We start from the raw sequence: 12649 nt of genomic DNA, 5'->3' as shown, positions 1-12649 counted from the left end.
TGCCCTTCCCTTCCTGCCGATCTTGCCGCGCCAGCGGGCATCGCCGGCCTTATCTCTCCCTTAACCGGGCCCGGCAGCGAATGTTCCGAGAATTGGGGGACGATTACAGGCCGAGCCGGTTCGACGTCTCGACGAGAGCGGCGACGACGATGCCTGGGCAAGGATGAACATGGATGGGCGTGGAGAACCGACAGCGTCGGCACCCGAGGTAAGGGTACGGTGACGGATCCGCCCATCCCCTCGCCTCTTCCGATCAGAGCGTCTGCAGTTTGCCGAGTTCCTTCGCGACGAGGTAGTAGAAGGTCACGCGTGACTTGGAACGATCCTCGGCCATGGCCTTTGCAGCCGCAGCAATCGCCGCATGTGCCTCCGACCCGCCGACGCCGAGCTTCTTCTCGCACCACCTCTCCCTGACCCGCTCCAGTTCGTCGGGATCGGAGGTCGAGACCAGCGCCGAATCGCGATTTCGAAGGGCGATGCCGAGGTGACGCACGATCTTGTTCACGACGGCCTCATCGGCACCGCTGTCGTATTTCTGCACGTCTGCGAGATAGTCGGTCATGCTTCCCTCCATCTGACGAGTGTTGGCTGACGCTGCCCTGTTCGCGATCCGCGTGCAGCAGAGAAAGTTTTTCACGCTTTTCGCGCATGTCAAGACGCGAGCCTCATCCGTCTGATTTCCTTTCTCCACCCCTTTTCTTGGCCTCCGGAAAGACCTATATGACAAGAGCCGTCTTCGGGCGGCTATGGCAATAAACGGGCGATGCAATAAACCCATTGGACCCGGGGGCGGTACCCGGCGCCTCCACCAAAAACCGGTCGGCTGGACCGGTTTTTGATGGGGGCGAAATAGGATCGACAAGGGCGTAAAGATCGACTTTTTGCTCGGCATTGTACCACCGTTATCGGGCTAAACTTATAGTTGCAAACGACAACTATGCTGAAGCACGTCTCGCTGCCTAACGGCGGTGCGGCACTTCAAATCAAGTCCTTCCGGGTAGCACCGTAAGGCGGGGTCCGAAGGCACCTGGCAACAGAAGCCTTCACCTTCTCCCCCGTGCTGAAATCGGCTATAGATGCCTTGTTAATTGACTCGTCCGATTTGGACGGGCAATGAGACGAGACATGGCCGGTGACAAACGGCCTGACGCCGACAGGCCCGAATAGGGCATTGAATTGCTGTATGAAACGCGATTTCGATCCGAGCCATCATGCGGTAAAGTGAGTTTGAAGAAAGACGGGGATCATATGGGCCAGGACCACATCCGCTACGATATTCTGGCGCAGGACGCGCTCCGCGGCGTCATCCGCAAGGTGCTGGCCGAAGTTGCCGCTACCGGCCATCTCCCCGGTGACCACCATTTCTTCATTACTTTCCTGACGGGGGCTCCCGGCGTACGCATCTCGCAACATCTCAAGGCGAAGTACCCGGAACAGATGACGATCGTCGTCCAACATCAATTCTGGGACCTGAAGGTTTCCGAGACCGGATTTGAAATCGGCCTCTCCTTCTCCGATACGCCGGAGAAGCTGGTCATCCCCTTCAATGCTGTTCGCGGTTTCTACGATCCGTCGGTGAATTTCGAGCTCGAGTTCGATGTCGCGGCCGGCGAGGACGACGAGTCGGACTCGGCAGAGATCACCGCTTATCCGGTCAACGAAGCCGATGAGGCTGAGCAGAAGAGCCCGGCGGGCGACGGCCCGAAGGGCGGCGGCGGTTCGGTCGTCTCGCTCGATTCCTTCCGCAAGAAAAACTGACCGCCGGAGCGTGGCATGAGCGGCGACGTCGTCAACCTGCGTCAGTTCCGCAAGCGTCAGGCTCGCGTCGAGCGGGAGAAGCAGGCTGAGCAGAATCGGATGTCCTTCGGCCGAACGAAAACGGAAAAGTCCCTCACGACGGCCCTGAACGAAAAGGCGTCGAAGACGCTTGACCAGGGCCGACTGGAAGGGCTGGCAGCGCCAGGTCGGCCCATTGCCGATAGGGACGAGGCCTGAGCCGCCCTTCAAAAAAACGATTCCCCCACAAGGACTTGGAAACGATTCGGGAATCGGATTGCCAACCCGTTGAATCGACTTGTGAGGCCAGGAATGATCGCCAAGCATTCGGCGACGCTGCATGGACACCGCACCAGTTTCACGCTTGAGGAGCCCTTCTGGCAGGAACTGAAGTCGATCGCCAAGAGCCGCGGCATGCCGCTCGCGCGGCTGATCGCGGAGATCGACGACGGGCGCGACCCGGAGGGAAACCTCTCTTCGGCGCTGCGGCTATACGTGCTTGCCTGGATCAAGGCCCTGGCGAAGTCCACGGAGACTCTTTGAGCGCCCTACCTCAATTTCCTGACTTCGATCTACCGCACGGTGATGTCGGGCAGCATGTCGAAATTCAGCCCCGGCCCCGCCGGCGGGCCGGCGTTCTCACCGGCAGGGGGCGGCGCATTCCGCTGAACGTCCTGCACCGGAGCGCCTTGAGGCTGCGCCGGCGGCCGCGGAAGTTGGCGCAAGCGCTGGCGCTCCTCTTCGGCCGCCCGGCGCGCTTCCGCTGCCCGCGCCATCGCCTCGGCCTTCATCCGCGCCGCTTCGACCGCCGCCGCCTGGCGGGTGCGTTCCTCGATGATCGCTCGCCGCCGCTGGATCTCGCGCTCGGCCGCCCGGGCCCTGTAAAGCGCCACTTCTCGGCGCAGGCGCTGTTTTTCTAGAACATTCGCCTGCAGCGTTTCCACCCGCCGGCGCTCTTTTTCGTAAGCGCGAAGCGACAGGAAATTGGCAAGGTCGGTAACGTCCACGCTGACGCCGGGCGACGCAAGCAGTCCCGCATAGCCGAAACGCACGCGCGGCTCAGCGCCGGCAAGCGCCTCTTCGCCCGGCCGGAAGGTGAGATCGACCGCACCGCTCATCCGTTCGGCCGGAAGATCGAAGGAGACTTCACCGGAGAACGACGCATTGCCGTCCGCGGCCGCCACGTTTTGCGCCCTGACGGTTCCGCCGGCGATGCTGAAAGGCACCTTGACGGCACCGACGACCGATTGGCCGCTGAAGAGCACCTCTTCAGCGGCTTTGCGCACCGCGTTCGGCGAAATCTCGGTTTTCATTGCATCGGCCGCCGCCATCAGTTGCGGCAGCGCCGCCGTGTTGATGCCGTTGAGCGTCACGCCATTGAACGTCGCCGTTCCCGAACCGCTGACCGAACTTGCCATTGCCTTCGGCGTCGCACCGGACGCCTCCATCGCAACGGAAAGGTCGAAGCGGCCGGTCGCGACGGGTCCGCTCTGCCGCGCCCATCCGGCTGCAGCCAGGTCGCCGCCCGTCAGGTCGAATCGCGAACGCAGGAAGCCGGAGCCGTTTGCGTTGCCGACTTGCAGCCGTCCCGCGAGCTTGCCTCCCAACCAGTCGCCCGCCGCCTCGGTCAAGGCAAGTTCGTTTCCCTTCCATTCGAGCTTGCCGCTGAATCCGGTAATCTCCCCATAGAGGCCCGGCCAAAAGCGCTTTGCTGTGAGGTCGAGAGCGACGTCGAGGCCCGTCCAGGCGGGCTGCGCCAGGGGCGCCACCGACAATCCACCGGCCGATGCGTCGTGGACCTGTCCGAGGATACCTTCGCCGAGCCAGGCTAGATCGAGCGTATCGAGCACCAGTTCGCCTCGCGCCGTGCCGCGCGCCTTGCGGTCGATCGTCAGACTACCGGCGAAACCGTTCCGGTCGGCGCTGCCTTCGATGGCTGAAAGCGCGATCTTCTCAGGGTCGGCGGCGATGTCCGCGGTCAGCTTCACGGGCAGCCCGCTGCCCATCTGCGGCAAGGCAATGCCCTGCAGCAACAGATAGGGCTCGAAATCCTCCGTCTGCAGCGTCAGCTTGCCCTGTCCCTCGAGATAGTGATCCCGCGAAAGGTCGACCGTACCCTTGGCGGCAATCTGCGTCTTCTCGGTCGTGAAGGTCAGCGAGCCGTTCGCCTCAAAACCTTCCGTGCTCTGCAGCTTGACCGCGAGGATACCGTTGGCGTCCGCATCGAACGGCAGCGGATCGAGCCCGGCCTGGCCGAGGAGAACGGGGGTCTGCGGATTCTCGAGCGTCGCCTCCAGCAATATGCCTTTTCCGGCAAGGGCTTGGGCAACGTCCGGCGCCTGATAGCTGGCGGCGATCTTGCCGCCATTGGCGGTGCCGATCACGCCAAAGGTGAAGGGCGCGTTGCCCTCCTTGCTACCCGCCGTCAAGGTCATGTCGAGGGCAGCGCCGGAATAATAGGGGCCGGCCTTGATCAGCCGAGCCAGGGCCGGGTGGGTGATCGTGTGCCGCCCGACCAGCTCCAGGAACGGCGTCAGCTCTTCGGCGGCAAGCTTCATCTTCGCCGAAATCACCGGCTTCTCGAAACCGCCGCTCACGCGGCCGGAAAAGGCGAGCTGGGCGCCGGAAAGGTTGCCGATTGCCACCCGCTCGGCCTGCAGCTGGCCATTCTTGAGCGTCAGGACGGCCTGCACGTCGCGCGCCTCCTCGCCGAAGGCGGAGAACGTCTCGGCGGATAGTTCGGCAGCGATGGCGTGGTTGAGCAGGGTTGCGGTCGAGGCATCTCCGGCAACGAGGCCGGCCAGCGCCTGCAGCGCGTCGAGGTCGATGCGGTTACCCTTGAGCTGCAGCGACAGCGTCGGCTGCTGCTCGGCAAAGGACTGGCGCTCCAGCCTCCCCTTGAGCGTCGCTGGACCGGCCGCCACTTCGAGCTTTTCGAATTGCTGCAGCGTGTCGGTCAGGTTGACGGTCGCGGCAAAACCCGCCGTCTTCAGCTTGCGAATGGCGGGATCGACCGAGCCGGCCAGCCAATTGGCGAGCCCCGACGGTTGATTGGAGGCGACGACGATGTCGCCGCGAAAGGCGCGCTGCCCCTTGAGGTTCAGCCGCCCCTTGGCTTCGAGCTGCGTGCGGCCGGGCAACAGCGCCACCGCGTTGTCGACGATCCAGCCCGCGCCGTCAGGTCTGACATCGAGACGTATGTCGCGCACGGTGGTATCGCCGATGACGATCGCCGGAAGTTTCAGGCTCGCGCGGCCCGGCACCTGCGGAATGGGAATATCCGCCGCGATCGCCATCATCGTTTCCACCCGCTGCCGCAGGGAAACTGCCGGGTCGCGACCGGTCTTGCCGCCCCGGCCGGAATTGCCGATCCGACTGACGTCGATCTGCTGCCCGTCGGCGATCAACAGGAACTTCTGATCCTTGCCGGTATCGAGGGTTGCCTCGCCGGTGACGACATAGGGATCGTCCGGCGGGCCGACCTCGAAGTGATATTCCGGCACGCGGATGCTCTCATTGGTGAGCTGGAACTGGCCATTTATGCGCAGCGCCCGTCCGGTCCTTCCCTCGTCGGACGGACGATTTTCCGTCAGCGTGAACCGGCCCGCATAGACCGGCCTGAAATCGACGACCTTGAGCTCGCCGTCGAGCTCGACGCCGAAGGGGCGCTCGTCCGGCGTCAGCCGCGCGCGAAGGCTGAGAGCTCCTTCCTCGTCCACCGCATTGCTCACGAAGGAGAAGCTGCCCGCTTCGCCATCGAGCGCGGCACGGCCCTCGACCTTCCAGGGACCGGCCAGCGAACGGGCCGACACGTCGGCGGAAAGATCGCTCACTCGGCGCGTACGCCCGGTCTGCTCGTCGACGAACTCGATCTCGCCGTCCACGATCTCGACGTTTTCCAGGACGACGGTGTTCGCCGGGATCGCCGCGCGCGGGCCGCGCGCCCAATCGAGCGTCCCGTCCGGCTGCAGCCGCAGTTTTGCCCGCGGCCGGTCGAGGCGCATGTCGAAGATCAGCGCCTCACCGCTTAAGAAGGGTGCGAGCTCGGCGCTCATCGAGAACTGTGCGACCTGAATCAACGGCTCCCCGCCGCCTTCAGCCCCGACGCGCACATCGTTGAGCGTCACCGTCGGGAAGGGGATGAGCCGCGCATCGACGCTGCCGTGCACGACGACCGGCTTGCCCATGATCCGGCTCGCCTCACGCTCGAAATCGGTGCGGAAATCGGTCCAGTTTATGAACAACGGTGCGATCAGCGTCGCGAACAGCGCGACAACCAACAGGCCGCCAAAAATTACGAAAATTCGCGCCAGCACCGTGTCACATTCCCATCTGTTCCGTTCGCACCCCACTTTGCTAGCTTCATCCGATCCGCCAGGATCACGTGAAGATCTTGCCCGGGTTGAAGATGTTGTCCGGATCGAGCGAACGTTTGATCTGCCGCATCAGATCGATCGTTCCGCCGAGCTCCGCTTCGAGGAACGGCATCTTGCCCTGACCGATGCCATGCTCTCCCGTACAAGTACCATCCATCGACAGTGCACGGCTATTCAGCCGTTCGACGAAAGCCTCGACCCGCGCCACGTCGGCGGGGTCCTTGTCGTCGAACAGCACACCGACGTGGAAATTGCCGTCGCCCGCGTGGCCGACGATCGGGGCGATCAGCCCATGCGCGGCGATATCCTCATGTGTCGCCGCGACGCAGTCGGCAAGCCGCGAAATCGGTACGCAGACATCGGTCGCCAGGATGGCGGCGCCGGGCTTCAGGCTCTTCTGCGCCCAGTAGGCATTGTGCCGCGCCCTCCACAGGCGCGCCCGCTCTTCCGGGTTGGTGGTCCAGACAAATCCTGTAGAACCAAATTCCGACGCTATTTCGGCGAACTGGCGCGATTGCAGCTCGACGCTCTCGGTGCTGCCGTGAAATTCGACGAAGAGCGTCGGCATTTCCGCGTAGTCCAGGCCGGAATAGGCGTTGCAGGCCCGCATCTGCACGGCGTCGAGGAGTTCGATGCGGGCGACGGGAATGCCGGACTGAATTGTCAGGATGACAGCGTTGCAGGCGTCGGCAATCGTCGAGAACGGGCAGACGCCGCCCGATATCACCTCCGGGATGCCCTGCAGGCGCAGGGTGATCGAGGTGAGGATGCCGAGGGTCCCTTCGGCCCCGACGAAGAGCCGCGTCAGATCATAGCCGGCCGAGGACTTGCGGGCCCGGTGTGCGGTTCTGACCTCTCGTCCCCCGGCGACGACCGCGGTGACGGCAAGCACGTTCTCTCTCATCGTGCCGTAGCGCACCGCATTGGTGCCGGACGCCCGCGTCGAGGTCATGCCACCGATCGAGGCATTCGCGCCCGGGTCGATCGGGAAGAAGAGGCCAGTATCGCGCAGATAGGTGTTCAATTCCTCGCGCGTCACGCCCGGCTCAACCGCGCAGTCGAGGTCCTCGGCATTGACGGCAAGGATGCGGTTCATCCGCATCATGTCGACCGATATGCCGCCATGCGGCGCATTCACATGGCCCTCGAGTGAAGAGCCGGCGCCGAAGGCAATGAGCGGCACGCAATGCGCCGAGGCGATCTCGACGATCTCGCGAACATCGGATGCATTTTCGGGAAAGACGACCGCGTCCGGAAGCTGTGCCGGGATGTAGGTCGTCGTGTTGGCGTGCTGGGACCGGATGGCCTCTCCCGTCTGAAACCGATCACCGAACCGTCCGCCGAGGAGCGTCTTGACTGCGGCGATGCCGCTTTCGTTCCTCGACCCCGCCCTGATCGCCTTCAACGCCACGACATCTTCCTTCCTGCGACGTACATGCCGAAAGGGCAGCCGCCGCAACGTTTTTAAACGCCCGCACAAATCTATCCTCAATTCGATGCCGAATTAAGGAATTATATGGTCACCAACTGCTGAAGCCGCGGCCAGTCCCTTGCATAGAGGGATAGATCGCGACGGCCAAGCCTTTGGCGACCGTTTTGCCCGCCAAGCTCGCTCGATCGACCTCCCGGAGGCAAGTGCCGACGCGTCGATGGCGAAGCGCTTTCATTTCAAGGCGCTACTGTGCAAATCGGAATCGGTTTGTCCAGAAGTTACGCGATCCCTTGCGGCGCACGCACGTCAAATCACCGCCGCTGATACCGGCTTGTCACAAACCTCCGCCTCCCTGTCGCAAGGCGGGCAAGGAGGACGGCCATCCGCCTATAATGCAGCTTTTGTTTGCGAGCCCTTCGGGTATCATGTCTAAAAACGGGAGAGCGTCTGATGTTCGGCCTGCTCGCTTTGATTACGGCATCCGTCTTCTTCGGCGCCGCCATTTACATCAACATTGCGGAACAGCCGGCCCGACTTCGCCTCGACCACCGCGCCGCACTGGCAGAGTGGGGCCCGGCCTATCGCCGCGGCTTCGAGATGCAGGCCTCACTGGCGATCGTATCCAGCCTTCTCGGCGCCGCCGCCTGGTGGCAGAGCGGCAACCCCCTCTGGGGCCTCGGCGCCGCCGTCATCATCCTGAACTGGCCCTATACGCTGATGCTGATCATGCCGATCAACAATCGCCTCGAGACGACGCCGCCGGATCAGGCAAGCGAGGAGACTCGCGAGCTCATCATGCGCTGGGGCAAGCTCCATGCCGGGCGCAGCGCGCTTGGCGCCGTTGCGGCAGCGATCTATCTTGCTGCGGCCGCCGACCGCATCTGACCTAGACGACTTCCGCTTCCGAACGAACGCCCATCGGGACTGACGATTACGGCTGCAACCCGGCCGAGACACCTTCCTCATTTCGCACAATAGCGCAAACCGTTGCCCGGTTCTGCATGCCTGTGACATCTCGGGTTTGTATACAAAATAGCATAGCAATGTTGACAATAATGTACTTTAGGCTTTCCCTAGCACATCCGCAGCCACATCGCGCCGGATGCAAAAGATGGGGAGTGAGATGATCAACAGACGCTCGACATTGAAATCGCTGGCGCTCGGCGCCGTTTCGTTGCTGGCCATCGCAGCGGGAGGAACCGTTTCCGCGCAGGCCGAGAACAAGGAGCTCAAGATCGGTTTCGTCGGTGTGACGAGCGGTCCCGCCGCAGCTTGGGGCACATCGAACGTCCGCTCGATGCAGACCCGGGCCGACTGGCTCAACGAAACGGGTGGCGTGAAGATCGGCGAGGATACCTACAACATCAACATCGTCACCTTCGATGACCAGAAGGACCCGAAGCGGGCCATAGCCGGCATGGAAAAAATGGCCCAGGAAGGTATCCACTACGTGGTCGGACCGAATGTAGATGACGGCGCTGCCGCCGTCCGCCCTGTGGCGGAATCCAAGGGGATCATCTATTTCCCCTATGCCTTCCCGAAAGCCCTCTATACGCCTCCAGCTTCGAATGCCGTGCTCGGAATGGTCGCCAACTATCAGTCGGGACCGGCCATCTACAAATATCTCAAGGAAAACAAGGACGTGAAGAAGGTTGCCTTTATCGCGGCCAACGAATCCGATCCGCTCAGCCAGCGCGACAGCGGCGTTGCCGCGGCCAAGGAACTCGGGCTTGAGGTGGTCGCGGAGAAAGACACCTACCAGAACGACACCCGCGACTTCACGCCCGTGCTGACACCGATCGTGCAACTGAAGCCGGACCTCCTCGTGCTCTCGGGTGTCGCGCCGGCAAATGCGCCGCTCCTGATCCGCGCGGCCCGCGAACTCGGTTACGAGGGCCTGATCTCGGCGGAAACTGCGCAGGACGCCACCGTCCTGCAAGAGGGCGCCGGTGAACTTGCCAATGGCTTCATTTCCGTCGGCGGCGCCTCGACGCCGGAAATCCGCACGCCGGTGATGGAGGAGTTCATCGAACGCTACACCAAGAAGTTCGGCGAGTACAATGACGAGTCGAACACCAAGGTCTACGCGCTCGAGTACATTATCGAGACGCTGAAGGCGAACCCCAAGGCGATCGACGACGTCGAAGAGTTCAAGAAGACCATGGACACCTTCTCGGCGCCCAATCCCTACGCCAAGGACAGCACGCTGAAATATGTCGGTGCGACGTCCTTCGGCCAGAAACGCCAACTCTCGGTTCCGATGGTCGTGACCGAGTTCAAGGACGGCGAATTCCAGACCCTGTTCGTCGGCGAAGTGGACTGACGCTCGCAAACCGAGAGGCCGAGGGCGCGTTTCGCGCGCCCTGGCAAACTCACAAGCGCTTCGCACCGCCAAGCTCGACAGGGGGCCGAATTCGCCGCCATGGAACAGGTAATTGCCAACGGACTCTATCTCGGCGCCCAGTATGCGCTGATCGCGTTGGGGCTGACGCTGATCTTCGCCCTGATGAACGTGCTCAATTTCGCGCACGGGCAGATGTATGTGCTGGGCGGCTTCGTGACCTACACGATCTATGGCCAGCTCAAGCTGCCATTCGTTGTGGCGCTGATCTGCTCGGGCGTGACGCTGGCGATCATCGGCGCACTCATGGAAAAGTTCCTCTTCCGACCGGTGGTCCGCCGCAGCAAGCGCGAGGAGAGCACGATGCTGCTGGCCGCGGCGACGGCATTCTTTCTTGATGCCGTCATGCTGCTCCTGTTCGGCGAGAAGCAGCGAGGCGTGCCGAAGATCATCAGCGGCGTCTTCGTCTCCGACAGGGTAATCCTGCCCTACGACCGCATTGTCGTCGGCGTGATCGCCATCCTGATGATCGCCGCCTTCATGCTCTTCATGCAGTACAGCAAGCCCGGCCGCGCCATGCGGGCGCTGGCGCAGGACCGCGTCGCCGCCCAGCTGATGGGCGTCAAGGTCGAGCGCTATTCGATGATCGGCTTCGCAATGGGCGCGATGCTTGCCGGTGTCGTCGGCGGATTGCTGGTCAGCATCACCGGAGTGAATTCAGGTATAGGCGGGCCGATCTCTATCAAAGCCTTCCTTATGGTGATGATCGGCGGCGCCGGAGTGGTCGGCGGCGCGATTGCGGGCGGCTTCATCCTTGGCATGATGGAATCGGTAGGCCTGACCGTGCTGCGCGAATATGGCGACATCACCTACCTCGTCATCTTTGCCCTGCTGATGATCTTCCTAAGCATCCGCCCGCACGGGCTGATGGGAAAACCGTGGGGTTGATCTCATGCGCAAGACTTCAGCTCCCACCCTCAAGATCGCCTCAGCAGTCCTTTTCCTGCTCGTCCTGCTTGTCGCAGTGCCGCTACTGATCAACGCCACCGGACGAAGCGACCTCTATTACACGCTGACATCAGTGGCGCTGCTCAGCATCATCAGCGCGGGCGTGTGGATCACCTTCTTTATCGGCCGCATCAACATCGGCCAGGGCGCCTATGCGCTGATGGGCGGCTATGTCTCCGCCATCCTGGTGATGAATTACGGCATGTCCTTCTGGCTGACGCTGCCATTGGCCGGTCTCTTCTGCGCCGTCGCCAGCGTGCTGATCGGCCTCCCCATCCTGCGGCTGCGCGGCGTCTATTTCGCCATGGTGTCGCTGGTATTGACCGAGGTAGCCCGCCTTCTCGCGCTTGCTTTGCCGATTACCAATGGCGCCAGTGGCATCGTCAGCATCCCGCTGCCGACCGGCATTAGTCTTTTCGGCCTAACACTCGTTCCGGATTTTGCCACACTGGCCAATCCCCGACTGGCTTTCTATATCGTTGCGGTGCTTTTGATGGCGCTCTGCTTCCTCGGCCTCTACCGGCTCGCTCATTCGCGTATCGGACAGCTCTGCCAGTCACTGCAGCAGAACGAGGAACTCGCTTCGTCGATCGGCGTCAACATCGCCTATCTCCGCGTCATCGCCTATGCGCTTTCCTCCTTCCTCGGCGGCGTCGGCGGAGCGATGTTCGCCTCGATCTCCCAGTCGATCTATCCGTCGAGCTTCACCGTCGCCGATTCGGTCAATTTCATGCTGAACTGCTTCCTCGGCGGGCTCGGCTACGTGCTCGGGCCGATGCTCGGTACGTTCGTGCTCTATTTCGGCTGGGATCTGCTGTTCCAGACCGGCGAGTTCCAGCTCCTGATCTTCTCCACAGTGCTGATCGTCCTAATGCTGGTGCTCCCCAATGGCCTTCTCAGCCTGGCAGTCCCGCGCAAGAGGAGCCTTTAGCGATGTCGGACGTCCTGGAAGTTATCGGGCTTACCAAACGTTTCGGCGGCCTCGTCGCGGTTAACGACGTATCCTTCACCGTCCGTGAGCGCGAGATTCTCTCGGTGATCGGACCGAACGGCGCCGGCAAGTCGACACTGTTCAAGCTGATCTCGTCCTTCCTCCGGCCGACGCACGGCGAAGTTCGCTTCAATCGCGAGCGCATCTCCGGTCTCGCGCCGCACATCACGGCCCGGAAGGGCGTCGTGCGGACATTCCAGGAAACGACGATCTTCAAGGACATGACAGTGCGCGACAATGTCGTGACCGCCCATCATCTGCGTTCGCGCGCCAGCCTTGCCGGTTTCTACTTCGGGAGTGCTGCGGCGCGGCGTGATCTCGAGGCCTTCGGCACCTCGGCGGATGAAATTCTAGGGTTTCTCGGACTGAACGCGATGCGCAGCGAGATTGCCAGCACCCTGCCGCACGGTCATCTACGTGCACTCGGCATTGCGATCGCGCTTGCCACCGACCCCGCCATCATCCTGCTCGACGAACCCTTCGCCGGCATGAACCACGACGAGACCCGCCGCGCTGTCGAAATCGTTCGCAAGCTGCGCGAACGCGGCGTCACTGTGCTCCTCGTCGAGCACGACATGCCGGCGGTCATGAACATCTCCGACCGTATCGTCGTGCTCAACTTCGGCCAGAAGATCGCCGAGGGCACGCCGGCGGAAATCCAGCAGAACCCCAAGGTCATCGAGGCTTATCTCGGTGCCGAAGACGAATCGATCGGAATGTAGCCC

11 protein-coding genes and 1 other RNA gene are annotated in these 12649 nt (G+C 62.5%); 9 read left to right on the top strand and 3 right to left on the bottom strand.

Translation table 11 applies throughout. The features are described from left to right. Positions 1-253: 253 nt before the first annotated feature. The gene (locus tag ATC00_RS08240; RefSeq protein WP_037386859.1) at positions 254-562 is read right to left on the bottom strand and encodes a DUF2853 family protein; all 309 of its coding nucleotides are present in this window, start codon (positions 560-562) and stop codon (positions 254-256) included. A 128-nt stretch (positions 563-690) separates the two neighbouring features. On the opposite strand from ATC00_RS08240, the gene ssrA reads away from it, so the two are divergent. The 4 genes from ssrA (at position 691) to ATC00_RS08220 (ending at position 2319) form a co-directional block, all read left to right on the top strand. Continuing rightward, positions 691-1048, top strand: a transfer-messenger RNA (tmRNA) gene (gene ssrA, locus ATC00_RS08235). A 200-nt stretch (positions 1049-1248) separates the two neighbouring features. After that, positions 1249-1758, top strand: coding sequence for an SspB family protein (locus ATC00_RS08230; protein ID WP_037386862.1), 510 nt, complete (start codon positions 1249-1251; stop codon positions 1756-1758). A gap of 15 nt (positions 1759-1773) precedes the next feature. Then, positions 1774-1995: a DUF4169 family protein gene (locus ATC00_RS08225; RefSeq protein WP_037386865.1), complete on the top strand. Its 222-nt coding sequence runs from the start codon at positions 1774-1776 to the stop codon at positions 1993-1995. 93 nt (positions 1996-2088) lie between these two features. Continuing rightward, complete coding sequence (locus tag ATC00_RS08220; RefSeq protein ID WP_037386867.1) at positions 2089-2319, top strand: ribbon-helix-helix domain-containing protein; 231 nt, start codon at positions 2089-2091, stop codon at positions 2317-2319. Positions 2320-2348: 29 nt separating this feature from the next. On the opposite strand, the gene ATC00_RS08215 is transcribed toward ATC00_RS08220, so the two are convergent. Further along, entirely contained in the window at positions 2349-6092 is a 3744-nt protein-coding gene (locus ATC00_RS08215) for an AsmA family protein (RefSeq protein WP_064252488.1), read from the bottom strand. A gap of 64 nt (positions 6093-6156) precedes the next feature. Further along, entirely contained in the window at positions 6157-7563 is a 1407-nt protein-coding gene (locus ATC00_RS08210) for an FAD-binding oxidoreductase (protein WP_064252487.1), read from the bottom strand. Between the two features lie 471 nt (positions 7564-8034). On the opposite strand from ATC00_RS08210, the gene ATC00_RS08205 reads away from it, so the two are divergent. The 5 genes from ATC00_RS08205 (at position 8035) to ATC00_RS08185 (ending at position 12646) form a co-directional block, all read left to right on the top strand. After that, entirely contained in the window at positions 8035-8469 is a 435-nt protein-coding gene (locus tag ATC00_RS08205; RefSeq protein WP_064252486.1) for a DUF1772 domain-containing protein, read from the top strand. A gap of 238 nt (positions 8470-8707) precedes the next feature. Then, positions 8708-9907 carry an ABC transporter substrate-binding protein gene (locus ATC00_RS08200; protein ID WP_064252485.1) on the top strand — a complete coding sequence of 400 codons (1200 nt, stop codon included), beginning with the start codon at positions 8708-8710 and terminating at the stop codon, positions 9905-9907. Positions 9908-10006: 99 nt separating this feature from the next. After that, on the top strand, positions 10007-10873 hold the full coding sequence (locus ATC00_RS08195) for a branched-chain amino acid ABC transporter permease (protein WP_037386881.1): 867 nt from the start codon (positions 10007-10009) through the stop codon (positions 10871-10873). Positions 10874-10877: 4 nt separating this feature from the next. Further along, on the top strand, positions 10878-11864 hold the full coding sequence (locus ATC00_RS08190; protein ID WP_052035567.1) for a branched-chain amino acid ABC transporter permease: 987 nt from the start codon (positions 10878-10880) through the stop codon (positions 11862-11864). 2 nt (positions 11865-11866) lie between these two features. Continuing rightward, a complete protein-coding gene (locus ATC00_RS08185; RefSeq protein ID WP_064252484.1) occupies positions 11867-12646 on the top strand; it encodes an ABC transporter ATP-binding protein in 780 nt (259 codons plus the stop codon). Positions 12647-12649: the final 3 nt, after the last annotated feature.

It is taken from the genome of Sinorhizobium americanum, assembly GCF_001651855.1.
GTDB classification, from domain to species: Bacteria; Pseudomonadota; Alphaproteobacteria; order Rhizobiales; family Rhizobiaceae; genus Sinorhizobium; species Sinorhizobium americanum.
Note: the sequence above shows the minus strand (reverse complement) of the source record. Positions and strands in the feature narration are given on the sequence as shown.